This is a genomic window from Neptuniibacter sp. (assembly GCF_024231755.1).
GTDB lineage: Bacteria > Pseudomonadota > Gammaproteobacteria > Pseudomonadales > Balneatricaceae > Neptuniibacter.
In genome coordinates this window covers 14423-41379 of the sequence record NZ_JAAEQH010000305.1, presented here as the reverse complement: position 1 = coordinate 41379, position 26957 = coordinate 14423, and the positions used below count along the sequence as shown (strand labels likewise).

The window sequence follows — 26957 nt, the reverse complement described above, 5'->3', positions numbered from 1 at the left end:
AATCGGCTTTCCCCACAGCAAAGTATGCCGTAATTTTTAAGTAGCAAACTGCTTCGATGCATTTGCTTCTTAGTTCTAGTTGGTACTCCTTAGTTCATCTCAATTAATAACGTCATACCTAAGGTCAGGGTTTTGTTTGGAGCCTGTCAGAATAGGTATGGAATTGTGGTATTGCTTTCTTCATAGAAGTACCCACCGCAATGGAAGTGGATTAAGGAATAATCTCAATGCGAAAGTCTATCAAGTCGGTTGTTTATGGTTTTCTCCTGGCCATTTATTCGACCTCTCCAGTTTGGGCCGATGACACCGAGATTTTCTTCGGGGGAACTACAAGTGTGACGGTTAGGCCAAATATCCTATTTGTCTTAGATACCTCGGGATCCATGTCTTGGGATACTTCGGGTACGAGATGGAGTACCGATGACGGGCCTATTCGTATAGATGAGATGAAAACGGCGTTGCGAACAATTCTATCTAGTGTTCAAGACGTTAACGTTGGCCTAATGCGTTTTCATGTTCCCGGCGGACCTATTCTGTACCCTGTCACTAATGTTGATGAAAATTTAACCGGTTATGATCCTATTAATGGCTCGAGTCGTTCTCAAATCAGTTCTTCCTTTGATGATGCAGAGGAGCGTAGTGACGGAACTGTAGTGATTGATGGGGATGAACTTTTCTTAATGTCAGCGGCAGAGGGAGGAGAGGACGTTTCTGTTCCTGTGGCTTTTGAGCGTAGCGTTTTGAGCAACAGTGACGATGCATTTGAGATCAGGTCTGGCAACAAAGAAGATGAAGTCAAGCTTTCCTCTAATCGTTTACATATTCCGTATCGAAACGGTAACAATAACAACAGCAGGTATAAGACCGCTGTTGGTGTTAGGTTCACCCATATCGACATTCCCCAAAATGCGACCATAAACAGCGCTTCTATAGATTTTGTGGTGGCCAAGAAAAGAAGTGGGACGCCGCGTGTTGACATCTATGGTGAAGATTCTGACAGCCCTGCTAGTTTTTCCAGTAGTGATAATGATATTACCGATCGTGACCGCACCTCTGCAAAAGTTGATTGGACTATCTCATCAAACCCTAATGATGGGGGAGTAATGTCAACCCCTGATATTTCGTCACTAGTCTCGGAAATAGTTTCCAGAGATGATTGGGACGCTCAGGATGAGATGGCTTTTATTTTCTTGAATGATCAAGGAAGTTCAGACGCATGGAGACAATTCGCTACTCATGATCACGGAAGCTATGATCCAGCACTGCTAAAGATAAATTATTCTGCAGTTCAAGGTCCGGTAACTAATAGCATAGTAGCTTTGAGATTTAATAATGTTCAGGTTCCGCAAGGTGCTGAAGTAACCAGTGCAACGGTTTCTTTCCCTATTGCTGAGGACTCTTCGGTTGGGGGGTACTTAACATTCAGAGCTGAAGATGTCGATAACAGCAGTTCATTGTCAACATCAAATGGCAGCATATCTGGAAAAGCAACGACATCGGCTTCTGTTGGTACTTCAATCTTATCTTCCTGGACGGCAGGGGAACTCTATAACTCTCCTAACCTGGCCTCTGTAGTAGAAGAGGTCACTGATCGCTCCGATTGGTGTGGTGGCAACAGCTTAACCATTCTGATTGAAGGTGCTGATGCAACTAAGTTAATGGAAGCTTATGATAAAAGCGCTACAGGGGCAGTTCTTGATATTGAGTATGATGTAAATAGTGTTTCTAGTACCGCCTGTATCGGGGGCCAACAAAGTGTGGTTGTGGATGATGGGAATGATGATGTTGAAGAACGCTCCAGTACCTTATATCCCAGCGATACAGAGATACAGTTAGGCGTAGATGAAAGTGACAATTCACAGAAAGTTGGTTTGCGCTTTAATAATATAAGGCTGAACCAAGATGCAACGATCAGTTCAGCTTATATCGAGTTTGCGGTTGTTGACTTGCCTAATCTTAGTTTGCCCGCAAACTTAACCATCAAAATTGAAAATTCTGACAACGCTGCTGCATTTACAGCGATAGATCGGCCCTCTAACCGAAGTACATTAAGTTCAAGTGTTAGTTGGACTATAAATAGTGGTTGGGATCAAACAGGCCAGATCTATCAGTCACCAGACCTTTCAACTTTAATCGAGAGTATTGTCAGTCGCTCTGGATGGACTCAGGGCAACAGTTTGGCATTTGTTATTGAAGGCTCCGGTCGTGTTGAAGCGGCTTCTCAAGAGGGTAGTACGCTCGCACCAAAATTAGTTATAAATGCGTCTTCTAACCAATTTGATATATCAACCCAAACTGTAAGGCAGGAGTTAATTGATATAACCAATGGGTTAAACGCGTCAGGTAATACTCCCATTGTGGATGCGCTGTTTGAGGCGGCTAGTTACTATAAAGGCGCTCCAGTTAAGTATGGTTTGAACCGAGGGAATGACGATGACAACCCAGAAAACCATACCTCCAGGGTGTCTCACTCATTATCCTATACTGGGGGAACTGTCGTTAGGCCGTCAGGCTGTAATGCTTCAGACCTAAGTGATGCAGACTGTGCTGATGAATATATTAGCGGTTCACCAAACTATATATCCCCTATTACTGAAACCTGTCAGAAAAACTACATTGTCATGCTAACCGACGGCGCAGCTACGTATAATGATTCTGCAGATGATGTGATGGATATGACAGGGTTAACCAGTTGTGACCACGACGACAATGATGAGGAGTGTGGTCCTGAGATACTGGAATATTTGAGTGGTACGGATCAAAGTGGGTTATCTGGCGATCAGGTCGTTAAGACCTATACCATAGGATTTAATTTCTCTAGCAACTGGCTGAGAGGCTTAGCTACTGCCGGGCAGGGGGGGTTCTACGAGGCTTCTAACTCTGCTCAACTCGTCAATGTTTTTGATGACATTATTAAGAGCATCAAATCCTCCAATACATCCTTTTCTCAACCAGGTATAACTATCAACCAGTTCAACCGGTTGAGCCATCGTGAGGATATTTATTTTTCACTCTTTAAGCCATTGGAAACCGAAAAGTGGTTCGGCAATCTGAAGAAATACCGTTTAGATGGAGCCAGTGGAACGATAAAAGATGCCTTAGATGTAACTGCGATTGATCCTGACAGTGGATTTTTCAGTGTCAATGCTCGTAGCTTTTGGTCGAATCAAACCGATGGTAGTGATGTGGAATTAGGTGGTGCGGCTGAAAAATTACCAAATCCTGATTCAAGGTCACTTTATACCTACACGGGATCTTATCCTGTCCCCGCTTCAGGCCTGAATGATCTTACCCATGATGATAATAGGGTGCATGAGGATAACTCTGATATTACTAAAGCAATGTTAGGGATTTCATCCTATACCAACTCTTATCGGGAAAATTTGCTTGAATGGACTCGGGGTGAAGATGATCAAGGTAATAATCGTAAGGCAATGGGTGATCCTTTACATTCCATCCCTATTCTCATGACATACAGTTACGATATAGCAGATGAGACTTACGATAGTACAGTGTTTGTGGGTACAAATGAGGGCTTTATTCATGCTATTGACACCGAAACAGGTGTAGAGCAGTTCGCTTTTATTCCCAAGGAACTGCTCGGCAACCTAAATAGATACTATACCAATGCTGAGAATACGACTAACCGAGCTTATGGTATGGATGGCGGGTTAACTATCATTGCGGAAGACGGCAATAACGATAGTGATTATATCGATACGAATGATGACTACGTTTGGTTATTTGCAGGCATGCGACGAGGAGGCAGAAATTATTACGCCTTGGATGTTACTGACAGGTCAAAGCCCGAGTTGAAATGGGTAATAAGGGGTGGATCTGGAGGCACAACCGGATTTGGTGAGTTGGGGTATAGCTGGTCTAAGCCTAAACCGATCACTATTAATTATGATGGAACGAACTTGCAACTCTTATTGTTTGCGGGAGGTTATGACCCTAGTCAGGATACCAATACGACTCGTAGTACCGATACTATGGGGCGAGCAATCTATATGGTTGATCCTGATACGGGAGAACTGTTCTGGTCCGCAGGTATCAGTAATGCACATGATTTGACCTTGGCAGATATGAATTACAGTATTCCTTCTGATGTAAATCCTATTGATATCAATAATGATGGTAAAACTGATCAACTATATGTCGGTGATATGGGGGGGCAGGTCTGGCGATTTGATATCAATAATGGGGCTGAAACTAAAGCCGATTTAGTAACCGGTGGTGTTATCGCGGATTTGTCCGTTTCTTCTAGCACTGTAAATAATAGGCGCTTCTATTATCCACCTGATATTTCTCTCAATGTGAGTGGTTCCAATCGAGTTTTAGCCATCGGAATTGGGTCCGGGTGGAGAGCTAGCCCACTGAATACGGAAGTTCAGGACAGGTATTACGTAATAAAAGAGTTCGATCACATTTTTGAAGCGCCTCAGTCTTACACTAAGCTTACTGAGAGTGATCTTTATGATGCGACATACAATCTAATAGCTGAAGGTGATGAGTCTGAAAAAGAAGATGCTATCGCAAAGTTATCTAATGGTAGCGATAGAACAGCTGAGGGGTGGTATATCCGGCTCTTGAATTCAGGTGAAAAAGTACTTGCAGCAAGTTTGACCGTCAATAGCCAGATTATTTTTGTGACTTATGAGCCTAAGGCTCCCGATGAAGTCACTTGTGAACCCAAAAATGGTACGTCGAGGGCGTACTTGGTTAAAGTTTTGACCGCTGAGCCTGTCTCCGATATTACCGGTGATGGCAATTTGAATAAAACAGATCGAATTGTACAATTAGAGCAAGGCACGATACCTGCAACTCCTAAACTTATTGATCCAGAAACAGGAGCTCCGGGTATTTGGATCGGAACAGAGGGACTGGAAGAAGCAGATGTTGGTAAGCTGCTCTACAGAACTTACTGGCGTGAAAAAACAGATGAATAGAGATTAACCTAAGGCCTCAGTATTGAGGCCTTTTTTCAATTCACCTCACAACACGGATGTTAAAGAGGTTTTTATGGACAAGGACGTTTATTGCGGCCCTTTGCGGCTTGGCGGCTTCTCTTTGATAGAGCTGCTTATTTCATTGGCGCTGTTTTCTATTCTGATCAGTATCGCGCTGCCTTCATATTCCTATCTTGTGCAAGACAGACATGCCGATACCGCGGCAAGGCAGTTGTTTACTTTGCTGTCTTATACTCGGCAGCAGGCGATTACACGTAAGCGGCAAGTCGTGATCTGTGCCGCGGCTGATGACAGCTTCTCACAGTGCATCCCTTTCAAATGGTCAGGCAGATCCGATTGGTCTCAAGGGGTGATGATCTTTGTTGATGGGGATAAGAATGAACGTTTTTCTGCTGAAAACGACGAGTTGTTAAAAGTTGCCCGGTTAGATAGTGCTGTAGTGGATGTAAGCTGCACAACAGGGAGTTTTATTGCCTATAAAGGTACTGGAATATTACAGGGTTTTTCCAATGGTACGTTGACCTTTACTTCTGGTGATTACAGCAGGCAACTTAAAGTGACCAATATCGGCAGAGTAAGGTTTATAGATTGAGCTAGAGCTCTGGAGATCTTGCTGTTTTAGTATCAGAATAGGTCTCCTATTTTCTAGTTTGAGTCTGGAGCTGTAATGGCTGATTTTCTGATCATTGGGGGCGGTGTCATCGGTATGATGATGGCCCGTGAACTTGCACAGAGCGGTGCTGAAATTACTTTGGTGGATCGCAAGGCTTGTGCCCAGGAATCTAGCTGGGCTGGTGGTGGTATTGTCTCCCCTTTATACCCTTGGCGTTATCCAGAGCCGGTAACTCAGCTCGCGACTTGGTCGCAAAGCAGCTATGTACATCTGGCTCAGGAACTACTGGAAGAAACCGGATATGACCCTGAGCTACGTCAGAAAGGGATGTTGATGGTTGATGTTGAGGATCAGGCGGAAGCCCTGGCTTGGGCAGAGAAATATCACCGTCCTCTACGCAAAGTAGATTCAAGTTTCCTTTATGAGAAAGAACCAGAATTAGTCAAAGGCCTGGAAGAGGGGCTGTGGATGCCAGAAGTTTGTAGTATCCGTAACCCGCGCTTGGGTCGCTCTTTGCGTAGAAGTCTGGAAATTAATCCCAGAATAACCTTGTTGGAGCATTGTGATGTCACCGGATTTGTTGCCGATGAGAATAAGATAATCGGAGTCGATACATCCGAAGGTCAGGTCTGTGGCACGCAGGTGGTAATTGCAGCGGGTGCCTGGAGTGGTGAACTTCTGGGATTGTTGGGGTTAGAACTACCGGTAGAGCCTGTGCATGGACAGATGATGTTATTCAAAGCAGAACCGGGTCTAGTAAACCGGGTTGTGCTAAAGGATGGGCGTTATGTCATCCCGCGTAATGATGGTCGGGTTCTGGTAGGTAGCACACTGGAGCGTATTGGCTTTGAGAAGCGTACAACAGAAGAAGCCGCTAGCTCCCTCTATGAAACGGCTATAGATATTATTCCTGCTTTGCAAAACTATAAGGTTGAACACCACTGGTCGGGTCTGCGACCAGGTTCACCCGAGGGTATTCCTTTTATCGGAGCTGTAACGGGCTATGAAAATTTGTATGTAAATGCTGGGCAGTTCCGCAATGGTCTGGTGTTAGCCCCTGCGTCTACACGATTGCTGGCGGATATACTGTTAGAACGAGAGACTATCATTCCGGCTGAACCCTACCAGATGTAGTTTTCAGGCAAGATAAAAGAGTAATATGGGACAGATTTAAATCTGTCCCTAAACGCTAAACGCGTTTAATCGTAAATTGTAGGGATTGGCGCTCGTTTGTGCTGGGTTTTCAAATAGATCTCAATGAGCCGATCGGATACCTCTGAGCTAACCGCTTTACCTTCTAAGAAGTCATCAATTTGATCGTAGGTCAGTCCGAGGGCATGCTCATCTGCTTTCTGGGGGGTAAGGCACTCCAAATCTGCGGTTGGTGTTTTTTCAACTAGAAGTGATGGCGCGCCTAGTGTTTTTGCGAGAAGGCGTACCTGGCGTTTGCTCAGGCCGAACAGTGGAGCCAGATCACAGGAACCGTCGCCCCATTTAGTGTAAAAACCGGTAATGTTTTCAGCTGAGTGATCGGTACCTAATACCAGCCCCCCAACGATCCCTGCCACTTCATATTGTGCCACCATACGAGCCCGTGCTTTTACATTTCCTTTTGCAAAATCAATTGCGTGTTCGCTAGCTTCATGAAGTGAAGTGCTCTCCATTGCAGTAAGTACTTCTGCATGGATACCGTCCACGCCAGGTTTTACATTAATGGCGATACTTTCGCTCGGTTGGATGAAGCTTAATGCTAGCTGTGCGTCTTCTTCATCTTGCTGTGTACCGTAAGGTAGGCGTACAGCAACAAATTTATAGTCCTGGCTACCTTCTTCGCTGTTGAGTGCCTCGACAGCTAGTTGTGCCAGCCTACCGCAGGTTGATGAGTCCACTCCACCGCTGATACCAAGAACCAAATGCTTCAAGCCAGACTGTTTTAAACTATTTTTAATGAAATGAACCCTACGGGCGATTTCTTCTGCTGGATTGATCTCAGGTAGGACCTGCATCTCTTTGATGATTGCTTCAGCCTGCATGGTAATGAATCTCTTTGCACTGGTGTTTAGAAAGCCATTGTATGCAAATGATAGATAGCCTGAAAAGAGGAAAAGAAGATCGTTGCGGGGAAATTAAAAAAGGCACCGTTATGGTGCCTTTTTCGAAGATATTTGATGCTTATTCGGCCTTTTCTGGCTCCTCTTCATCATCAAAAACACCAAAGGTCAGTGTGCTGAAGATTGAGCGTTCTGGCTCTGGAGCTTTTTCGCTCATTCGTACAGGTGTTACAACAGGAGCATTTTCCTGTGTATCGCTAAACAGATCGAATGTGGCAGCGTCGAATAGCGTTTTCTCACCACGGTATAGTGGCTGGTAAACATAATCAGGGAAGTTCTGGTTCAATACTGATTGGGCATCTGCAGCTAGGTCCTGTTGACCAAGCAAAGTATAGGCTTCGATCATGAGTGCCAGTGCATCGGGTACCGCAGGTGTTTCCTGCATGTTCTCGATAACGTAACGTCCACGGTTAGCTGCTGCAACAAAAGCCTCACGCTTAATGTAGTAGCGGCCTACATGGACCTCGTAAGCAGCAAGACGATTTTTCAGGTACACCATACGTTTCTGTGAGTCAGGTGCGTATTGGCTGTTTGGGTAGCGGGTAACTAGCGTATTAAAGCTTTCAAATGAATCCAGTGCTGCCCCTGGATCACGCATTGTTTCATCAATTGGAAGGTACTGAGTGATCCATGAAATATCTTGTTCAAAGGCGGTAAGCCCTTTCAGATAGTACGCATAATCAATATTGTCGTGATTTGGGTGTAAGCGGATAAAACGGTCTGCCGCAGCACGTGCCGCTTCCGGTTCATAATTATTGAAGTAAGCGTATATCAGTTCCAGCTGAGCCTGTTCAGAGAAACGGCCGAACGGGAAACGCGCTTCTAGCGTTTGCAGCTTTTCAATGGCGACCTCAAAGTTCGAGTCGTTCATTGCTGTCATAGCATCTTTGTAGAGCTGCTGTTCAGGTACGTCTGGAACTTCCTGAACATCTTCAAACCATGAGCAGGCAGTGGTCACAAAGCAGAATAGTGTGATAGCAGCGAGTTTGGAAATACGCATCTTTAATATTAATCCCGGTGTAGTCTCAGGCCCGAACAGTTATACTGGGCGCAATATGAGTCCGTACAAATTTAAACGGCCTATTTAAACACAACTCACCGAGCCTGTTAACAACGGAAGCAGCGAATAAGCCTGAGGTGTTCAGGATTTATTCTCAGGATCCCTTGTTAACAGGGCTCGAGCTAAATCTGACTGGTTCTGATGTCCGATCAAATACAACTTGAAGCAACTGTTTCCGAAGACCTTATCGGTAAACGCCTGGATCAGGCTGTTGCGCAGCTATTTCCCGATTATTCCCGTTCTCGTCTACAGGCATGGATCAAAGATGGTTCTCTGACCGTGGATGGTGAGGTAAAACGCCCAAGAGACAAACTGCTTGGAGGGGAGAGGGTTGCAGTAGCCGCTCAGTTGGAAGTTATTGAGGAGCACAAGCCGCAAGATATCCCGCTGGACATTGTGTATGAGGATGAGCATATCCTGGTGATTAATAAACCCGCTGGACTGGTCGTTCACCCTGCGGTTGGACACCGTGATGGCACGCTTTTGAATGCGCTGTTGTTCCACTGCCCTGATATTGCTCAGGTGCCGCGGGCGGGTATTGTGCATCGTCTGGATATGGATACCACTGGTTTGATGGTGGTAGCTAAAACCATAACTGCACAGACTGATCTGGTGGATCAGCTTCAGGAACGTTCTATGGGACGTGAATATGAAGCGGTAGTGCATGGTGTGATGACTGGCGGCGGTATAGTAGATGAGCCAATGGGACGGCACTCTAAAAACCGTCAGAAGATGGCGGTGGTTGGTGTCGGTAAAGAAGCAATCACACACTACCGGGTTTTACAGAAGTTACGAGCGCATACCCATATTCGCCTGAAACTTGAAACCGGGCGTACTCACCAGATTCGTGTGCATATGGCGCATATCAATTATCCGCTGGTGGGTGATCAGTTGTACGGTGGGCGTTTCCGTCTTCCGAAAGGCTGTAGTGACGATATGATCGATACGTTGAGGGCTTTCAAACGTCAGGCGTTACATGCCAAAAAGTTAGAATTGTGGCATCCCGAAACAGGTGACCTGATGTCTTGGGAAGTGGACCTGCCTGATGATTTTCAGCAGCTGTTGGATGTCTTGTCTGCTGATGCAGAAGCGAATGATATGGACGCTTAAGCCGTGCGTTATATTCCAGCGGAATGGCAAGCGCCTAAAAACGTTAAGGCTCTGACTACAACGCGTTTGGGTGGTTGTAGTGAAGACCTGTTTGCCAGTCTGAACCTGGGGGACCACGTTGACGACAGTCCCGAGAAGGTGGCAGATAACAGGCTGCGCTTGCTGGAAGATTTGGGACTAATTGAAAAACCTCAATGGCTGCAGCAGGTCCATGGTACGGACGTTGTTCAAGCGATAAGTGATGGTGTTTGTCGTGAAGCCGATGCTTGTTGGAGTGATGAGAAAGGTGTTGCCTGTATTGTTATGACGGCAGATTGTCTTCCGGTTTTTTTTGCGGATAAAAGCGGCTCAAAGGTTGCGGTGGCCCATGCAGGCTGGCGTGGTCTGTGTGATGGAGTTCTAGAAAAGACCTTAGCTCTTTTTGAACAGCCGGATGAAACTCATATCTGGTTGGGCCCTGCTATTGGTCCATCTGCATTTGAAGTTGGTGGCGAGGTATTACAAGCTTTTGTAAATAAGCAGGCGGAGGCCATTCAGGCTTTTACTCCTGTTCAGGGCAGGGAAGGAAAGTATCTGGCTGATATATATATGCTGGCTAAGCTTCGTTTACAGGCTTTCGGTGCAGAGAAGATCAACAGTTGCGATCTGTGCACCTATACTGATGAAAGTAACTTTTTTTCTTACCGCCGTGATGGTCAGACTGGACGGATGGCAAGTCTGATCTGGATCGAATAGCTCCACTAGGATTTTCCTGTTTTGTCAGAAACAATTAAAACTGAACTCTTTGTTGATCTACTCGCTTCAGATCCGTCTATCTCTATGGATCTAAAATACTTCACGGGTGATAACTTTGTAGGTGAAAAAATAGCTGGTTATGAGAGGGAGATCTGTCTGATTACGCAGCCAGCTGCGCAAGCGTTGGAGAGGGTGCAGCAGCAACTGGCGACTTTTGGTTTGGGCTTGAAAGTATTTGATGCGTACCGACCGCAACGTGCCGTGAATCATTTTATCAACTGGTGCGGCAGTGAAGGTCCATGTCTCACTCAGTCACGATTTTTTCCTGACCTGGAGCGTAATCAGCTGTTCAGTGAAGGGTATCTGGTTAGACATTCAAGCCATAGCAGAGGAAGTACAGTTGATCTGACCTTGGTTGATCGTCAAACAGGTCAGGAACTGGAGATGGGAACAGAGTTTGATTTCTTTGGCCCTGAATCCTGGTTTGACTGCTTAACTGTATCGGGTCAGGCGAGAGCAAATAGAATGCTGTTACAGCAGGTGATGGTTCAGCATGGCTTTGTACCGTTTCATCAGGAATGGTGGCATTTTACCTTGCAGGATGAACCTTACCCGAACAGGTATTTTGATTTTCCTATCAACTAGGCGAATTCTCCAGTTGGCATTTAGCAGTTGCTATTTCCAGTGTTCATTAATGCGGAAGGTGGCAACCCAGTCTGGGATCATATCTGCGGGCATAGGTTTCGCTATGCCGTAGCCTTGTGCATTATCACAACCCAGTTGCAGTAAGCATCGACCATGCGCAGCACTTTCTACCCCTTCGGCGATAACTTCCCGATTGAAGGCTTTGCCTAATCCAATGATCCCTTCAACAATAGTTTTATCCTCTTCGTCTTCAAGCATATCCATTACGAAACTGCGGTCAATTTTAACGGTGTCTGCAGGGATCTTGCGTAGGTAGGTCAGCGATGAATAACCGGTACCGAAATCATCTAATGCAAAGCGTACTCCCAGGTCATGGCACTGATCAATAATGGTCGAAGCTACCCCTATATCTTCAAATGCAGCAGTTTCAAGTACTTCCAGTTCAATTGTGTCATGCGGCACTTCTGAATATTCTTGTAGCAGGGAAGCCAGTTGCTCTGGGAATTTAGGGCTTTGTAAGTGTTGAGCTGAGATATTGATGCTCATAGATAGATCAAGCCCTGCAGAACGCCATATCCTTAGCTGGCTGACGGCTTCCTCCATTACCCAGGCCCCTAATGCTGTGGATAAACCAGGGTCAGTTATTTGAGGCAGAAAGCTATCCGGAGGGAGTAAATTTAATGTGGGGTGTTGCCAGCGTATTAACGCTTCCACACCATATACACATCCGGTACGCATATTAACTTTGGGTTGATAAAACAAGACAAACTCGCGGTTGTCTAAAGCAGAACGGATCTCATCCTGTGCTTTATGTTGGTCTTGAGTTTGGCGGTCAACTGCGGGATCGAAAAAGTGATAACGGTTACGCCCGGTTTGTTTAGCCGTGTACATAGCCTGGTCGGCATGGCGTATTAGGGTATCGGCATCGGCATCATCTTCTGGAAATAGAGTGACGCCGATACTCGCTGATATCGTCAGGGTTAGCTGCTTAATCTGGAAGGGAGCTGATAACTCATCTATCAGGTGTTCCAGAATTTCAGTGCATTGTTTTACGGATATAAGTTCTGTGAACAGTAGTACAAACTCATCACCGCCAAGTCGGGCAATTTCATTCTCCGGGCCAAGAGCGTCACTAAGGCGCTTAGCGACTTCTATTAATAGAAGGTCACCGACATCATGCCCATGGTTATCGTTGATCGGTTTGAATTCATCGAGATCAAGGTAAGCAACAGCCATGATCTGTTGGTTTTGTTTGCAACTTTTAAGGGCTGTTTGCAGTCTGTCTGAGAGTAGTACCCGGTTAGGTAGTTGAGTAAGCGCGTCGAAATGAGCCATCTTTTCCAGCTCATGCTGGTGCTCTTTTAATTGCGTAATATCTGAAAAAATACTGACATAGTGACTGGCATTTCCATCATCGTCATATACAGTCGCAATATTCAGCAGTTCTGCATAGATCTCGCCTGATTTATTACGGTTCCAAACTTCGCCGCGCCAGTGTCCATCTTTTTTCAGGCTTTGCCACATGGCAGCAAAAAACTCTTCACTATGATGACCTGATTTCAGCATGCTGGGACGTTCCCCGATCACTTCCTCAGCAGAGTAACCTGTTAGTTGCGAGAAGGCTTTGTTTACATCAATAATCCTGCCTTTCTCGTCTGTGATCATGATCCCTTCGCTGGCATGTTCGAAAACACTGGCAGCTAGTTTCAGTTGCTGTTGGGCGTCATGCAGTGCCGTTATATCGTGACCTATACCAAGCACTCCCACTAATTCGCCCGATGATGTTTTCATCGGAGTTTTTATGGTTTCAAGCAGCGCGCGTTTCCCGTCGTTGGCAAAGGTTACCCATTCCATATTTGTTCTGGGGCTATCGGCAAAGAGGGCTTTGTTATCGTTCTCCCTAAAGTAGTCTGCTAGCTCTTTATCAACAAAATCGTAGTCGGTTTTGCCAATAATCTGGTGCTCTTTTGCGCCGAAGAACTCTTCAAATCTGCGGTTGCAAGAGAGGTACTCTCCTTCCGGGCTTTTTAACCAGATAAGATCGGGAATTGTATGGATCAGAGAGTTCTGAAATGCCTGCTCTTTCTGAAGTTGGTGATAAGCCAGAGCTCCACCCAATGCTATAAACAGCTTGTTGATTACAGGTCGAAGTTGGCGCAGCTCTTTTACAGCGAAATAGCCTTTATCTCGGATTAGGCGTACATAGCCAAGAGATCCTAGGCGAAAAATTGCGCAACTCCCTTCCTGGCAATGCTCTTCTACTATGGCTTGTGAATAAGAGGCGTCTTCTAATGCGAAGCTGTTAAAAAAGTCCACATCACCCAGATCTAGTGCGGGATGACCTAGAGGAAGTTCAGTTTCTGTCGCTCTGCTGGCGGGGAATGCGTGGAATAATTTGTAGATACATTCATCAACAGGATGTTTTTCCGGCAGAATCCAGATGCCAATGTAGTTGAGTTGAATCTGGCGCATCATGACGCTGATAAACTCACTACATACTTTCTCAGGGTCAAGGCTGTTGCCTATTGCCAGAGAAAGTTCATACATCCTCTGTAGATCACTCCTTAAATCATCCGAGGGAGAACTCATTGGAAACAACAGATACCAAATGTTTTGTTATAAAAGTTGACTGGTCTGTCACCATTACTAGCGATCTCTCCTAGCGCTATGACTCCTTCAACGGTAGTGTCTGGTTTCACCATGTTGACCTGTTCGTATACTGTTCTCAGCTCTGTGGGGAATTTGCTATCCAGCGCGGTTGTTCTGGACAAACAGTCGCATACAAGAACGCTTTCTGTTGATGTCGTGATGGTTTCTTCGACCGCTTCCCGTGCAGCTTCAATCAGCCTGTCAGGGGATCCCTCCACTAAGTACAACAGTGCGCCTTGGGGTATATCGGACAGGAACATCACGTCGCCATTGCTGAATAGGGATATTGGATCTCGCACCACATCTTCTGAGCCGGGATGCTCTACGGCAAAGGGATAGCGAGGGGTAACATCTTTGTAAAAGCGTTCTGGCGGCGTGTTTTGTAGTTTCTCCGGAAGAGCATTGCGGTATGCGACTTCAGCATCCTCCCAGTCCAGTTCGTGAAGAACATTCCCAGTGGTTCGGCTAGCAACCACGGGTCCTGAATGGCGGACCCAGCCGTGTCTGGCGACGCTATTGCTTGATTGATCAATAATGGCAACTAATGCTGCTTTCTGAGTGACTCCCCATGCTCCGAATATACATGTGTGATGTGACAGATCATGGTAGCCAGCTCCTGCACCAAAATAGCTACAGCGGCCATTGAAGCGGTTGTAAAGCTGAGCTAGCAGATCGTCTATGCCGGTGGAAAGGCAATCAACATAGGTTAAGCATGTGGCTCCACTTTCTGGTATTTCAGAGTGTTTTGGTAACCGTTCTTCAATAAAGCTGTTATCTGCCGGCATAGGAATGCAAGTCGGTTCGACCAGGCAACTGATTTTGCGTACTACGGCACCCTCATAAAAGGTCCGTTTATCAACGATCAGTCCTGGAAAAATTGCACCACAGAAATTAATTTCTTTATCGTTGAGATTATTTACAAATGATTCCAGCTGCGGGGCATGTTTGTCCGCCAGCATGATCAGCCAGTACTCATCGTCTCTGAGGTTGTCTGCTTCGAGAGTATTGATGAGTTCACTAAGGTCATTGAGTGGGATGTACATCTACCACCTATTGCTTTTCTTATTTTTATTTAGCGTCTGTTCTTGATGGTGTTTCTATACACCTCAGAACAGTGAGTGTTTGTTCATTAATATACTGACTTTACTATCAATGCAAATACCACCAATTAGTATGTCTTACTAAATTGTTAATTGTTTGAAGACTATTAACTTAACGGCCAGGTAAAAATCCCTGCGCTTTTGATTTATCTCATGCCTCGTTATTTCTTTTAGCTCAGGACTTGCAAGATCTGTAAATTAGGCTAAAAATAAAATACCCCAAACGTATGTCCCACCTGAACCCCTTAATGGGCTTCAGGGAGAACAGCTGTCCATTGGGACAGTCAAAATAAGCGCTGTATGTTCGTTTTCATTGAGAGTGGACACAGCAAGGGATTTACGATGACCGATTACAAAGTTCTTTTCACCGGATCAGTTTGCTCAGGCAAGACAACTGCAATTCGTTCGTTGAGTGATATCGAGACTGTTGATACTGATGCCAGTGTCAGTGACTCGGCTATTCGTCGCAAACAGAAAACGACCATTGCCATGGATTACGGCGTTTTGGAACTAAGCGAATCCTCCCGTTTGCATCTGTATGGTACTCCAGGTCAGGAACGTTTTAAGTTCATGTGGCAACTGATGATGAGTGATCTGGTGCATGATGCCGAAGGTCTGGTGCTGTTAGTAGATAACACCCGGGCAGATCCATTTAAGGATATCCGCTTTTATGTGGAAGAGTTTCGAGACTTTATAGTTCGTCGTCGCTTAATTATTGCAGTAACTCACTCTGATGAGCAGGCAGAACCGGACTATCATTACTATATGAACAAGCTCAAAGAGATGGGGCTTTTCACTACGGTAATGTTTATTGATGCTCGTGACCCATCCTCTGTGCTTGAAGTGGTCAAAGAGCTGGTGGGACAGAGGGATAAGGATATTGATTGGTCTGATTTAGCTAAACGCCTGCAAGTTAACAGTTCAATGCCGAATGCGGAAAAGGCAGATGAGGATGACAAAGGTTCACAAGTTTCTCTTATTGATGCAGCCTTGAATACCCGAGGAATTGTGGGTGCTATTCATCTTGATTCTGAGCGTAATGTGATCAGTTCAAAGGTGGAGAGCAAGCAGAGCCGTGAATTGTTGAGGTCTATGGCAAATCTGGTTAGCGCGTTAGAAAATAAAGCGTCTTTCCTTGGTCATATTGATGATCTGGTGCTGTGTGGTCCGCATCAAGAAACCTTATCCGTTTTTGTTGATGAGGAGCAGGCGCTAGGGCTTTGTTCAGAATCCAATCTGAGTATCAATGTTGTTAAGCAGCAGGCAGCCGATCTGTTGCAGTGGAGTAAGTAATGATTGAGTTGTTGAACGCGGTTGATAAGCCTGGGGTAATTGATTGCAGTTGTATTTTGAAGGGCAAAGACGTGATTGCTACGTCATTTCCGGAGAAGAATCGTAATCATCAGACCATTGCAAAGCAGGCTTTCAGCTATGTGTTCCTGAATGTGTCTAAGGTTAAATCCAAGCATGATGAGGCGCATCTAGAAGTTGGTGAGAAACGCTTGAGCGCCTTTCTATTACGAAGTAACTTAATATTGGTGTGTATGTCTGCGAAGGACTCGAATATTCAACAGGTCCGTAATCAGGCGCGTCAGGCACATGCTTTTATGGTGCAAGAACAGTTACAACGAAAGTCAGCATAATCTATTTGCTGATACCCTCTTTTAGGCCCTTTGATTATGCTTAATCCATAGAGGGCCTTAGTATCTTATCTCTTCTATTAGTTGCAATCTTCTGATCTTCAGCTAGTCGTATATAGGTATGAAGTGTCTTTTTGGACTTCTGTTAAGGTCCTAGATCGCACAGTTGAACTCCTACTTTTCAGGCAAGGGATGTATGAATGCAGGATTATAAGATCCTCTTTACGGGCTCAGTTTGTTCGGGTAAGTCCACTGCAATCAGATCTTTAAGCGATATCGAAACACTGGATACTGATGCCAGAGCAAGTGATGTTACTGTGCGCCGTAAAAAAAATACGACCATTGCGATGGACTATGGTGTATTGGATCTTGGTGATCATGCACGAGTACACCTCTACGGTACGCCGGGCCAGGAACGATTCAGTTTTATGTGGGATCTGCTCTCCTCTGAATTCGCGCATGATGCTATCGGCATGGTGATGCTGGTGGATAATACCCGTAAAGACCCATTCCGGGATATCCGTTTTTATGCCAACGAATTCCGAGAGTACATTGAAAAACGCCGTCTTATAATTGCGGTGACTCACTCTGATGTGCAGCCAGAACCTAATTACCACGATTATCTTAATTTCATCAAAGAGTTGGGATTATTTACTACGGTTATGTTTGTTGATGTTCGGGATCCTCGTGCTGTGTTGGGGATTGTCGAAGAGCTGATTATGGCTGTTGAACGGGACATTCAGTGGGATCAGATCTGCGACAGAATTCTGAGCACTAATGGTTTCTCTTTGGATTTCTATAAACCGGTCTTCGAAGAGACTATGCTTGATGCGGCCATGAATAAACGTGGCATAAAAGGGGTTCTCCATCTTGATAAAGATCAGGAAGCCCTCTGTTCCAACATTGATGATCCTCAGGAAAGAACTATCCTGAAAAACCTGGGCCGACTCAGTAAAGTGATTAGCGACAAGGCTGATTTTATGGGGCATGTAAGTAATATTGTTATTGCGGGCCCTGAGGAAAATACATTGTCGGTGTTTACTGATCAGGATCAGGCATTATGTCTCTCATCTGAGCGTGATATTTCACTGCCGGTATTACGACAGCAGGCTAATGATCTGTTGCAATGGAGTAAGGAAAATGAAAATCTGGGATGAGATGCAGGAAAAGGGTCTAATTGAACAGGGCTGTATTCTCAAAGCGGGTGAGCCTGTTTCCTCATCTTTTCCGCCTGAGCTTAAAAAACACCTAGCCGTTGCCAAACAGTCCTTAAGTTATATTTTTCGTAGCGTTGGTAAGACCGGAAAAAATTACAATGAGGCACATATGGAGATCGGTGATAAGCATTTCAGTGGCTATCTACTGTCTGATGATATTATTCTCATCTGTATGTGCAGTTATGGCGCTAACCAGCAGCATCTTGGTCAGTTTGTCGAAGAGAAGAAAGATAACTTGCTTGCAGTGGCACGGACCAATTTTGCCTTAGAATAAACCTAATATAACTCTGTCTTAGATCATGTCTGTCTGATTTTTGTACAGCTTCTACTTGAAGCAATCTGACATTGCCCCCATACCTCAGTTATATCGCGATATCAGCGAGCGCTGCTGACCAGTTTGAAGCTTGGCGTAACAAGCCAGAGTTTTCAGACATTACAGCAGGTAAGTGAACGCAATTGGCGGAGGTGTTATGCGCCCAGATAAATTTACATCCAAACTTCAGGAAGCTCTGGCCGATGCTCAGTCTTTGGCAGTAGGGCTTGATCACAACTACATCGAACCGATTCATATTCTTAGTGCTTTGCTGGATCAGCAGCAGGGCACTACAGCTCAGTTACTGGTCCAAGCGGGTGCGAACCTGCAACAATTGAAGAGCCAGATTGAGCGTGGGCTACAAGGTCTGGCAAGAGTGCAGAACCCAGATGGAGAGTTGCGCTTTTCACAGGATGTAGCCCGAATTTTTAACAAAACAGACAAAATAGCTCAGCAGAACGGTGATCAATACATTGCCAGCGAATTAGTGCTGTTGGCTATGGTTGATGATAAGTCTGAGGCAGGAAAAATACTGCGTGAAGCGGGTATCAACGCGCAAGGTTTACAAACGGTGATCAATCAAGTGCGTGGAGGGGAATCTGTGCAAGATCCAAATGCAGAGGGAAATCGTCAGGCCCTGGAAAAATATTGTATTGATCTGACTGAGCGAGCTGAGTCCGGCAAACTGGATCCGGTTATCGGTCGCGACGATGAGATCCGTCGTACCATTCAGGTGCTGCAGCGTCGCACTAAGAATAACCCAGTACTTATCGGTGAGCCAGGTGTAGGTAAAACAGCGATAGTGGAAGGTTTAGCACAGCGCATAATTAACGGTGAGGTACCTGAAGGGCTCAAGCGTAAAAAGGTTCTGTCGTTGGATATGGGGGCATTAATTGCTGGGGCGAAATTCCGTGGTGAATTTGAGGAGCGCCTGAAAGCGGTCTTGAATGAACTTTCCAAACAGGAAGGCCAGATCATTCTATTTATTGATGAATTACACACCATGGTAGGCGCCGGTAAAGGTGAAGGCTCAATGGATGCGGGTAATATGCTTAAACCCGCGCTGGCTCGAGGTGAGCTGCATTGTGTTGGCGCCACGACACTGGATGAGTATCGTCAGTATGTCGAGAAAGATGCTGCGCTGGAACGCCGTTTCCAGAAAGTGATTGTTGATGAACCTGATGAGGAATCAACTATCGCTATCCTGCGAGGTTTGAAGGAACGATATGAGGTTCATCATGGTGTAGACATCACCGACTCAGCAATCATTGCTGCAGCTAAACTATCACAGCGTTATATCACCGACCGTCAGTTACCAGATAAAGCAATTGACCTGATTGACGAGGCTGCATCACGTATCCGTATGGAGATGGATTCCAAACCAGAGGATATGGACCGACTTGAGCGTCGCCTAATCCAGTTGAAAATGGAACGGGAAGCGCTGAAAAAGGAAAAAGATGCTGCGGCAAAACAGCGCTTGAAGGAGTTGGAAAAAACGATCAAGAGTGTAGAGAAAGAGTTTGCTGATCTGGATGAGGTATGGAAGGCGGAAAAAGTTGCGTTGCAAGGTTCTCAGAAGATCAAAGAGGAGCTTGATCAGGCGCGTATAGAGCTTGAGAAGTACACGCGTTCTGGTGATCTTCAGAAAATGTCCGAGCTGCAATACGGCAAGATTCCCGAGCTAGAAAAACAGCTAGCAGCTGCAGCTGAAGTAGAAGAGTCGGGTCAGCAGGAAACTAAATTACTGCGTAATAAAGTTTCTGAGGAGGAAGTGGCAGAAGTCGTTTCTCGATGGACCGGTATCCCAGTCAGCAAAATGTTGGAAGGTGAGCGTGAAAAGCTATTGCGTATGGAGGAAGCTCTTCATGCGCGGGTAGTTGGTCAGGAAGAGTCTGTCACTGCGGTTTCCAATGCGGTGCGTCGGTCCCGTGCTGGGCTTGCTGATCCCAATCGTCCAAATGGCTCTTTCCTGTTTCTGGGGCCAACGGGTGTGGGTAAAACTGAGCTGTGCAAAGCGCTGGCAAGCTTCCTGTTTGATACGGAAGAGGCAATGGTGCGTATCGATATGTCCGAATTTATGGAGAAGCACTCGGTCGCAAGGCTGATTGGTGCTCCTCCCGGATATGTTGGTTATGAGGAGGGCGGCTATCTGACAGAGGCCGTGCGTCGTAAGCCTTATTCAGTCCTATTGCTGGATGAGGTGGAAAAGGCACATCCAGATGTATTCAATATTTTGTTACAGGTCTTAGAGGATGGTCGTTTAACCGATGGTCAAGGACGCACAGTAGACTTCCGAAACACGATTGTGGTGATGACCTCTAATCTTGGTTCTGACTTGATTCAGAACTTCAGTGACGATGATGACTACCAATTGATGCGTAATGCCGTAATGGAAGCGGTAGGCCTGCATTTCCGCCCAGAAGTGATCAATCGTATTGATGAGGTGGTGGTCTTCCATAGCCTGAAGAAAAACCAGGTAGCGGGGATTGCAGGCATTCAGTTGCAGCGTTTGCAGAAGCGTTTAGCTGAGCGTGATCTGAGCCTGACTTTAACCAGTACCGCAATGGATAAACTTGTAGATGTTGGTTTTGAGCCTATCTATGGTGCTCGTCCGCTGAAGCGGGCTATCCAGCAATGGATTGAGAACCCTCTTGCTCAGGAAATTCTGGCTGGAAAATATGCACCAGGTACTGATATTGCTGTAGATGTTGAACAGGGAGAGTTTGTCTTTCGCTGATTATAGAAAGGGCCTGCCCTCATGGTGCTGAGTAGGGCGGGTCTTTTCACCATAAATATATTTTTGCGTGTACCCTTCCGGCTGACTGAGCAGGTTAGTAGGCTTGTTGGGGCTGATCTGGTCTGTAAGCACCATAGCTCTTATGCTCGATTTTGTAACCACTCATGTTAGCGTGGCTTAACAATGAATCAGCGCTTTCTGGTTAGCAGGATTTTCCTCTGATCTCTGCTTAAACTTTCTCTTGCCATGCTAGTTCACCTAGTTGCACATCAAGCCATGTAAAACCAATCCGTTTCGCAACCGCTGCTGCACCGTCAAGGCTCTTAAACTCCCTTTCGCTCTTTGAGCGTTGCAGATCCAGAGTAATCACTTCCTCATCCTGAGTGTAGAACTTCAACGTCCAGCCTCTAGACATGGATATTGGGATAGCTTTGCATGATTTGAATACGCCCGCTCTATATAAAAGGGTCACTTCTTTCTCTTGCATGGTTATTTCTTCTTTTAGAATTGTTGTTTTGATTTATTGATAATTCTATTTCTATTTACGATTAATATCAAATATTAATGCTCTATTAACCTGTTGATAATTAAAGATTATTTTTGATTTTTGAAATTATTATTTGAGGTGTTTTTTTGAGTTATTTTTGTTTTTGAATAATCAAAAATGTCAATATGATAAATCATTAATTATTATAATTATTTTGAATATGAAATTTGATTTGTTGGTGTTTTTTAGTAGCCAAGGCTTAGGTGATAAGCCAAAAAGAAAAGTAACCGTTAGGAGTAAGTGGTTGCGTCGTGTGCTCTCAAGGGAGAAAAGAGCGATACCCAGAGTATTGGATCGAACAGGGCAAGTGTTTCTTGTCCTTTGATTTTAAAGGCGATGGAGTTAGACTGAAATCAATTTGCTGGATGTCCCAATCGTATAGAGTCTATATTTATACCTGAACTTCGATTCAGCTAAGAAAGGTGTACTAGAGGGCGGTAATGAGTGAAATGAAAGTCCTAATCGTGGATGACGCGCGTTTCATCCGTGATCATGTATCGAGAATAGTCAAAGAGCATTTTCCTGAGTATCAAGTAGACTCGGCTGAGGATGGTGAAGCTGGTCGAACTCTGATGAGTAAAACTAACTATGACCTGATCCTTTGTGATTGGGAAATGCCGGGCATGTCTGGACTAGATGTGCTGCAGTGGGCACGCCAGCAAAGCCAATATGTTGATGTCCCTTTCGTTATGGTGACAAGCCGTGGTGAACGCGATTACGTTCTACAGGCTATTCAGGCAGGTGTTAACGACTATATGGGTAAGCCGTTTGAGGATTCCCAGCTAGTTGATAAGGTTAAAAAGTTTATCGGCAAACGTATTGAGACGAGTTCTGAGTCTCGGCGTAAAGCCGCTCAAATGCTGGCTGCAGGAAAAACCGCAGCATCGCAAAAGAAAACGGCTAAAAAGCCGAAAGGTTTGGCTCAGCTGCGTGTTGGGGCAGGTGTACTGAAGTGTGCAATTAAAGAGATAACTCTGCAGCATGCACAGGTGGCGGTAAAACGCGAGGACGGTGTGCCTCAATTGTTGGAGCAGTGTGTTTTGGACATTGAATCTGCTTCCGGTAAGAGCGTTGCCCAGATGAATGGCTTTGTCGGGGCCTTGGCTGCCAATGAGAGAAGTACAGAAACTACATTTATCAATGTAGATGTTCAGTTTGTGGATAATGATCCGGATAAACTTGAAGTATTAACCGGTTATATCGCAAGTTTAGGTAAGAAAGCTAAATAGATTGATTCGTTAATCAGTAACAAGGCTGCCTCATGGCAGCCTTTTTTATGCTTCAAATTAGTACAGTGCTTGCTCGTCCTTAATAACATCAATTAGAACTTCAAGAAAAAGCTTATCAGCTTCACTGTGTTCAATAGGGATCTTGATATTGGTTACTGAAGATAGTTTATCGGCAATGATGATCTCAGCGTTTTCATCGTTCAAATGTTCGCGGGCAATTTCCAGGGCTTTTTCGCAAATTTCAGGTTCAACCAATACCTTGCGAATAAAACTCATTAATTCGTTGATGACACGTTCTTTGTTTTTAATCTCAGCGATACTCATGGGGGACTTCTCCTTAACCGTATTCTGAGTTTGCGATAGGAAAACTATAACCTGATCCCGCCAGCCTGAATAGTTTCTGTTGCTAAAAGAGCTGAGCTAGAGATTAGCTCAAGGGGCTTAAGGCGGAATATTCATCTGTCCCATGTCTTATCAATTCTTTAGCCCTGCACAAACTAAGGACTAATTAAGAGCTATTAGTTGGCTAAATTCCCAGAAATTTCAATCTAATTATTAAAAATAGAGCAGATGCTGCATTAGCGAACACTTTCTATTGAACAGGGGATATTGCTATGCGACAATTGCCTCCTCGAATTTTTTGAGGCCTTGAGCGTGTAGGTAATCCCGAAGCTCAGGGGAACAACTTTCTGAGGGTTGTTTCTCCAAGGTCTGTCGGTTGGGCGATCCTCAACTCCGGCAAACACCCGAACGTGAACCTGCAGCTCTACCCCTGGAATGGTTCAGAGTGAGACCGCTAGAGATACAACAATTTTGTCTGGTACAGGCACGTTCAAAACGTTACAGAAACAAAAACTGTTAATTCCGTCAGTAACGAGACACTGACGTCGTTAGAGGGTGAACAAAGTGGAACTACTATCTGGCGCGGAGATGACGATTCGCGCGCTTGCCGATCAAGGCGTTAAATATATTTACGGCTACCCTGGTGGTGCATTGCTGCACATCTATGATGCGATCTTCACACAGGACCAAGTCGAGCACATTCTGGTTCGTCACGAACAAGCTGCAACTCACATGGCTGATGCTTATGCACGTGCTACAGGCAAAGCGGGTGTGGCACTGGTAACTTCTGGCCCAGGTGCAACTAATGCTGTGACAGGCATTGCTACGGCATATACAGATTCTATTCCGATGGTTGTTATCACAGGTCAGGTAATGTCTCACTTGATCGGTGAAGATGCTTTCCAGGAGACCGACATGATCGGTATCTCTCGTCCGGTTGTTAAGCACAGCTTTAGCGTGCAACGTCCGGAAGAGATTCCAGAAATCATCAAGAAAGCGTTTCATATTGCTGAGAGCGGCCGTCCGGGACCGGTAGTTGTTGATATCCCTAAAGATATGACAACACCGACTGAACGTTATGAGTACGAATATCCTAAGAACGTCAAAATGCGTTCTTACAATCCGATCACTAAAGGTCATACCGGTCAGATCAAGAAAGCAGTTGATATGCTGTTGGCTGCGAAGCGTCCGGTTATCTACACTGGTGGCGGTGTCATTCTGGGTGAAGCCAGTGAACAACTGACTGAACTAGCGCATGAGCTGGGTTATCCGGTAACGAATACGCTGATGGGGCTGGGTGGATTCCCGGGTACTGATAAGCAGTTTATCGGTATGCTGGGTATGCACGGTAGTTACGAAGCCAATATGGCGATGCACCACAGCGATATGATTCTGGCGGTAGGTGCACGTTTCGATGACCGTGTAACTAATGGCACAGATAAGTTCTGTCCGACAGCTAAGATCGTACATGTAGATATCGATCCGGCGTCTATCTCTAAAACCATCAAAGCGGATGTGCCAATTGTAGGTCCGGCTCAGGCGGTATTAAAAGAGATGCTGGAACAGGTAAAAGCTGCGAAGAAACAGCCGTGTGCTGATAGCTTGAAAGCATGGTGGGAGCAGATCGATGAGTGGCGTGGTCGCCACGGTGGTCGTTATAAGACTGACGATTCCGAGCTGATGAAACCGCAGCAGGTTATCGAGATGCTGAGCAAGGTGACTAACGGTGATGCTTACGTTTGTTCTGATGTAGGTCAGCACCAGATGTTTGCAGCCCAGTACTACAAGTTCAACAAACCAAACCGTTGGATCAACTCCGGTGGTCTTGGCACCATGGGCTTTGGTCTTCCGGCTGCTATGGGCGTTAAGCTGAACTTCCCTGAAGAGGAAGTAGTATGCGTAACTGGCGAAGGTAGTATCCAGATGAATATTCAGGAGCTATCTACCATCAGTCAGTACGATATCCCGGTTAAGGTTATCTGCTTGAACAACCAGTCTTTGGGTATGGTACGTCAGTGGCAGGATATGAACTACGAGTCTCGCCACTCTCAGTCCTATATGAAATCGTTGCCTGACTTCATCAAGCTGGTTGAGTCATACGGCCACGTAGGCATCAAGGTTGAACGCCTTGAAGATCTGGAAGGAGCAATGCGTGAAGCATTCGCTATGAAGGATCGCATGGTATTCATGGATATCGCTGTTGATCCGTTTGAGCACGTTTACCCGATGCAGGTACCGCGTGGTTCTATGCGTGACATGTGGCTGAGCAAAACGGAGAGAACATAATCATGCGTCATATTATTTCTGTATTGATGGAAAACGAGCCGGGCGCACTGTCTCGTGTGGTTGGTTTGTTCTCGCAGCGTAACTTCAATATCGAGTCTCTGACTGTGGCACCAACTGAAGATGAGACACTGTCCCGTCTTACAGTCACTACGGTTGGTGATGATCGTGTTGTTGAGCAGATCACAAAACAGCTGAATAAGTTGATCGACGTGGTTAAGGTTGTTGACCTGACTGAAGGTGAGCACCTTGAGCGTGAACTGATGATGATCAAGATGAAGGCGAATAACGGTACAGTGCGTGCAGAGATCAAGCGTACTGCTGATATTTTCCGCGGTACGATCATCGATGTAACGCCAAACACTTTCACTGTTCAGTTGGTTGGTGCCAGCAGCAAGCTTGATGCATTTATCGAAGCGCTGGGTACGGCTAACATTATGGAAGTTGTACGTTCCGGTGTTTCCGGTATTGCTCGTGGCGAGAAGGTATTAGCGCTGTAAATACCAGCGTTGCCTGTATGTATACAAAGCCGTACTCTGGTTAGAGTGCGGCTTTTTTATTTCTGAGGATAAAATTTTGATTTTACAGATGTCTGAAATGAGTAAATTGCAGGCTTACCATACCTTGACGCAGGTGGTGATTCCTCGTCCAGTGGCTTGGGTGTTATCGGAAAATGATTCCGGTAGTTTGAATCTGGCACCGTTCTCCTATTTTTCTGCAGTCTGTAGTGATCCCCCGGTGATTATGATCTCTATTGGTCCAGCAAAGCCTGATGGCAGTGAGAAGGATACTTACCGCAACATTATGCAGAAAAAGGAGTTTGTCATTCATATTGCGGGATCTGATTTGGCTAACGAAGTGACACAGAGCGCTGCTTCTCTCGCCCATGGGGAGTCAGAGATTGAACATTGTGGTTTGGCTACCACTGAGTTTGAGGGATTCTCACTACCAAGAGTTGAAGGGCCACAGATTGCGCTGGCCTGCAGCCTGTATCAGCAACAGGATATCGGCAATAACAATCAGCACCTTATCTTTGGCGAGATTGAAAGAATCTGGATAGATGATGCTGTTGTATCGGAGGATGAGAAGGGGCGTATGAAAATTGATGCCGGGGCTGTAGCCGCGCTGTCCCGTCTGGGTGGGATTGAGTATCAGTTGGCTGGAGATATTCTCGCTGTACCAAGACCGCAGTGAGTGCGGTCTATTTAATCATCTAATCTGCAGGCGTCGCTTTTACCGGGAACGCTCTCAAAGGTGTCTAGTGTAGTGGGGAGCTGGTACCAGGGGGCTTTATTACCCCAGAAGATATTCCTTTCGGGGGTATTGTTGAAACTCTCATCCAGAGTACCGGCCGGAATGATCATTGCTTGCCCCGATTGGGTGAGCCAGGGTAGGTTTGATCCGCAGTTTTTACAGAACCCCGTTGCAAAGTGTTTGGCATCTTTGGGCTCGAAGCGGCCAACCAGATTACTGCCTTTTGTCCACTGAAACTGATCAGGGGCAATAATCAGATTGCTGGCGTGGGCACTACCGGTTGACCTGCGGCAGCGCGAACAATAGCAGTATTGAAATGAGATAATGTCTTCACTTATTTCATAGCAGACACTTCCGCATAAGCAGCTTCCCTTATAGCTCATTTCATACCCCTGTAGACAA

22 protein-coding genes are annotated in these 26957 nt (G+C 45.6%); 15 read left to right on the top strand and 7 right to left on the bottom strand.

The features are described from left to right. Nucleotides 1-227: 227 nt before the first annotated feature. The 3 genes from GY843_RS18020 (at nucleotide 228) to thiO (ending at nucleotide 6717) form a co-directional block, all read left to right on the top strand. Nucleotides 228-4949 (top strand): PilC/PilY family type IV pilus protein, encoded by a 4722-nt coding sequence (locus tag GY843_RS18020; protein WP_297311694.1) that lies wholly within the window; start codon nucleotides 228-230, stop codon nucleotides 4947-4949. 73 nt (nucleotides 4950-5022) lie between these two features. After that, nucleotides 5023-5562 carry a GspH/FimT family pseudopilin gene (locus GY843_RS18015; RefSeq protein ID WP_297311692.1) on the top strand — a complete coding sequence of 180 codons (540 nt, stop codon included), beginning with the start codon at nucleotides 5023-5025 and terminating at the stop codon, nucleotides 5560-5562. Nucleotides 5563-5637: 75 nt separating this feature from the next. Next, the gene (gene thiO / locus GY843_RS18010) at nucleotides 5638-6717 is read left to right on the top strand and encodes a glycine oxidase ThiO (RefSeq protein ID WP_297311690.1); all 1080 of its coding nucleotides are present in this window, start codon (nucleotides 5638-5640) and stop codon (nucleotides 6715-6717) included. 65 nt (nucleotides 6718-6782) lie between these two features. On the opposite strand, the gene nadE is transcribed toward thiO, so the two are convergent. Further along, complete coding sequence (nadE, locus tag GY843_RS18005) at nucleotides 6783-7616, bottom strand: ammonia-dependent NAD(+) synthetase (protein WP_297311687.1); 834 nt, start codon at nucleotides 7614-7616, stop codon at nucleotides 6783-6785. Between the two features lie 139 nt (nucleotides 7617-7755). Further along, complete coding sequence (locus tag GY843_RS18000; RefSeq protein ID WP_297311685.1) at nucleotides 7756-8694, bottom strand: outer membrane protein assembly factor BamD; 939 nt, start codon at nucleotides 8692-8694, stop codon at nucleotides 7756-7758. Between the two features lie 201 nt (nucleotides 8695-8895). Here GY843_RS18000 and rluD point away from each other — a divergent pair, with 201 nt between their 5' ends. The 3 genes from rluD to GY843_RS17985 are packed head-to-tail and all read left to right on the top strand — an operon-like array spanning nucleotide 8896 to nucleotide 11244. Continuing rightward, on the top strand, nucleotides 8896-9864 hold the full coding sequence (gene rluD / locus GY843_RS17995) for a 23S rRNA pseudouridine(1911/1915/1917) synthase RluD (RefSeq protein WP_297311684.1): 969 nt from the start codon (nucleotides 8896-8898) through the stop codon (nucleotides 9862-9864). Nucleotides 9865-9867: 3 nt separating this feature from the next. Next, entirely contained in the window at nucleotides 9868-10599 is a 732-nt protein-coding gene (gene pgeF / locus GY843_RS17990) for a peptidoglycan editing factor PgeF (protein WP_297311682.1), read from the top strand. 21 nt (nucleotides 10600-10620) lie between these two features. Further along, entirely contained in the window at nucleotides 10621-11244 is a 624-nt protein-coding gene (locus GY843_RS17985; RefSeq protein WP_297311681.1) for a M15 family metallopeptidase, read from the top strand. 30 nt (nucleotides 11245-11274) lie between these two features. On the opposite strand, the gene GY843_RS17980 is transcribed toward GY843_RS17985, so the two are convergent. Then, nucleotides 11275-13791, bottom strand: coding sequence for an EAL domain-containing protein (locus GY843_RS17980; RefSeq protein WP_297311680.1), 2517 nt, complete (start codon nucleotides 13789-13791; stop codon nucleotides 11275-11277). Nucleotides 13792-13829: 38 nt separating this feature from the next. Then, the gene (locus GY843_RS17975) at nucleotides 13830-14936 is read right to left on the bottom strand and encodes an FIST C-terminal domain-containing protein (protein WP_297311679.1); all 1107 of its coding nucleotides are present in this window, start codon (nucleotides 14934-14936) and stop codon (nucleotides 13830-13832) included. 399 nt (nucleotides 14937-15335) lie between these two features. Here GY843_RS17975 and GY843_RS17970 point away from each other — a divergent pair, with 399 nt between their 5' ends. The 5 genes from GY843_RS17970 to clpB all read left to right on the top strand — a co-directional run bounded on the left by GY843_RS17970 (nucleotide 15336) and on the right by clpB (nucleotide 20900). After that, entirely contained in the window at nucleotides 15336-16286 is a 951-nt protein-coding gene (locus GY843_RS17970; RefSeq protein ID WP_297311677.1) for an ATP/GTP-binding protein, read from the top strand. Next, entirely contained in the window at nucleotides 16286-16636 is a 351-nt protein-coding gene (locus GY843_RS17965; RefSeq protein WP_297311675.1) for a hypothetical protein, read from the top strand. The genes GY843_RS17970 and GY843_RS17965 overlap by 1 nt, the downstream gene beginning before the upstream one ends. Nucleotides 16637-16833: 197 nt before the next feature. Then, nucleotides 16834-17790 (top strand): ATP/GTP-binding protein, encoded by a 957-nt coding sequence (locus tag GY843_RS17960; RefSeq protein ID WP_297311673.1) that lies wholly within the window; start codon nucleotides 16834-16836, stop codon nucleotides 17788-17790. Then, on the top strand, nucleotides 17774-18124 hold the full coding sequence (locus GY843_RS17955) for a hypothetical protein (protein ID WP_297311671.1): 351 nt from the start codon (nucleotides 17774-17776) through the stop codon (nucleotides 18122-18124). Before GY843_RS17960 ends, GY843_RS17955 begins: the two co-directional genes overlap by 17 nt. Before the next feature lie 196 nt (nucleotides 18125-18320). Beyond that, on the top strand, nucleotides 18321-20900 hold the full coding sequence (clpB, locus tag GY843_RS17950) for an ATP-dependent chaperone ClpB (protein WP_297311669.1): 2580 nt from the start codon (nucleotides 18321-18323) through the stop codon (nucleotides 20898-20900). A gap of 229 nt (nucleotides 20901-21129) precedes the next feature. Here clpB and GY843_RS17945 read toward each other — a convergent pair whose 3' ends face one another. Next, the gene (locus GY843_RS17945; RefSeq protein WP_297311666.1) at nucleotides 21130-21387 is read right to left on the bottom strand and encodes a hypothetical protein; all 258 of its coding nucleotides are present in this window, start codon (nucleotides 21385-21387) and stop codon (nucleotides 21130-21132) included. A 500-nt stretch (nucleotides 21388-21887) separates the two neighbouring features. On the opposite strand from GY843_RS17945, the gene GY843_RS17940 reads away from it, so the two are divergent. Continuing rightward, a complete protein-coding gene (locus GY843_RS17940; RefSeq protein WP_297311664.1) occupies nucleotides 21888-22676 on the top strand; it encodes a response regulator in 789 nt (262 codons plus the stop codon). Nucleotides 22677-22733: 57 nt separating this feature from the next. On the opposite strand, the gene GY843_RS17935 is transcribed toward GY843_RS17940, so the two are convergent. Beyond that, complete coding sequence (locus tag GY843_RS17935) at nucleotides 22734-23000, bottom strand: hypothetical protein (RefSeq protein WP_297311663.1); 267 nt, start codon at nucleotides 22998-23000, stop codon at nucleotides 22734-22736. 582 nt (nucleotides 23001-23582) lie between these two features. Here GY843_RS17935 and GY843_RS17930 point away from each other — a divergent pair. The 3 genes from GY843_RS17930 to GY843_RS17920 all read left to right on the top strand — a co-directional run bounded on the left by GY843_RS17930 (nucleotide 23583) and on the right by GY843_RS17920 (nucleotide 26495). Next, the gene (locus GY843_RS17930) at nucleotides 23583-25304 is read left to right on the top strand and encodes an acetolactate synthase 3 large subunit (RefSeq protein WP_297311661.1); all 1722 of its coding nucleotides are present in this window, start codon (nucleotides 23583-23585) and stop codon (nucleotides 25302-25304) included. Between the two features lie 2 nt (nucleotides 25305-25306). Beyond that, nucleotides 25307-25801 (top strand): acetolactate synthase small subunit, encoded by a 495-nt coding sequence (gene ilvN / locus GY843_RS17925; protein WP_297311658.1) that lies wholly within the window; start codon nucleotides 25307-25309, stop codon nucleotides 25799-25801. 97 nt (nucleotides 25802-25898) lie between these two features. After that, nucleotides 25899-26495, top strand: a complete 597-nt coding sequence (locus GY843_RS17920) for a flavin reductase family protein (RefSeq protein WP_297311655.1) — start codon at nucleotides 25899-25901, stop codon at nucleotides 26493-26495. A gap of 11 nt (nucleotides 26496-26506) precedes the next feature. Here the strand turns inward: GY843_RS17920 and GY843_RS17915 are convergent, their stop codons facing one another. Continuing rightward, nucleotides 26507-26938: a GFA family protein gene (locus GY843_RS17915; protein ID WP_297311653.1), complete on the bottom strand. Its 432-nt coding sequence runs from the start codon at nucleotides 26936-26938 to the stop codon at nucleotides 26507-26509. Nucleotides 26939-26957: the final 19 nt, after the last annotated feature.

Excerpts from the sequence above, each read along its gene's own strand:
- GY843_RS18020 (WP_297311694.1), top strand. The coding sequence starts at position 228 with ATGCGAAAGTCTATCAAGTCGGTTGTTTATGGTTTTCTCCTGGCCATT.
- GY843_RS18015 (WP_297311692.1), top strand. The coding sequence starts at position 5,023 with ATGGACAAGGACGTTTATTGCGGCCCTTTGCGGCTTGGCGGCTTCTCT.
- thiO (WP_297311690.1), top strand. The coding sequence starts at position 5,638 with ATGGCTGATTTTCTGATCATTGGGGGCGGTGTCATCGGTATGATGATG.
- nadE (WP_297311687.1), bottom strand. The coding sequence starts at position 7,616 with ATGCAGGCTGAAGCAATCATCAAAGAGATGCAGGTCCTACCTGAGATC.
- GY843_RS18000 (WP_297311685.1), bottom strand. The coding sequence starts at position 8,694 with ATGCGTATTTCCAAACTCGCTGCTATCACACTATTCTGCTTTGTGACC.
- rluD (WP_297311684.1), top strand. The coding sequence starts at position 8,896 with ATGTCCGATCAAATACAACTTGAAGCAACTGTTTCCGAAGACCTTATC.
- GY843_RS17980 (WP_297311680.1), bottom strand. The coding sequence starts at position 13,791 with ATGTATGAACTTTCTCTGGCAATAGGCAACAGCCTTGACCCTGAGAAA.
- GY843_RS17975 (WP_297311679.1), bottom strand. The coding sequence starts at position 14,936 with ATGTACATCCCACTCAATGACCTTAGTGAACTCATCAATACTCTCGAA.
- GY843_RS17970 (WP_297311677.1), top strand. The coding sequence starts at position 15,336 with ATGACCGATTACAAAGTTCTTTTCACCGGATCAGTTTGCTCAGGCAAG.
- GY843_RS17965 (WP_297311675.1), top strand. The coding sequence starts at position 16,286 with ATGATTGAGTTGTTGAACGCGGTTGATAAGCCTGGGGTAATTGATTGC.
- GY843_RS17960 (WP_297311673.1), top strand. The coding sequence starts at position 16,834 with ATGCAGGATTATAAGATCCTCTTTACGGGCTCAGTTTGTTCGGGTAAG.
- GY843_RS17955 (WP_297311671.1), top strand. The coding sequence starts at position 17,774 with ATGAAAATCTGGGATGAGATGCAGGAAAAGGGTCTAATTGAACAGGGC.
- clpB (WP_297311669.1), top strand. The coding sequence starts at position 18,321 with ATGCGCCCAGATAAATTTACATCCAAACTTCAGGAAGCTCTGGCCGAT.
- GY843_RS17945 (WP_297311666.1), bottom strand. The coding sequence starts at position 21,387 with ATGCAAGAGAAAGAAGTGACCCTTTTATATAGAGCGGGCGTATTCAAA.
- GY843_RS17940 (WP_297311664.1), top strand. The coding sequence starts at position 21,888 with ATGAGTGAAATGAAAGTCCTAATCGTGGATGACGCGCGTTTCATCCGT.
- GY843_RS17935 (WP_297311663.1), bottom strand. The coding sequence starts at position 23,000 with ATGAGTATCGCTGAGATTAAAAACAAAGAACGTGTCATCAACGAATTA.
- ilvN (WP_297311658.1), top strand. The coding sequence starts at position 25,307 with ATGCGTCATATTATTTCTGTATTGATGGAAAACGAGCCGGGCGCACTG.
- GY843_RS17920 (WP_297311655.1), top strand. The coding sequence starts at position 25,899 with ATGAGTAAATTGCAGGCTTACCATACCTTGACGCAGGTGGTGATTCCT.
- GY843_RS17915 (WP_297311653.1), bottom strand. The coding sequence starts at position 26,938 with ATGAGCTATAAGGGAAGCTGCTTATGCGGAAGTGTCTGCTATGAAATA.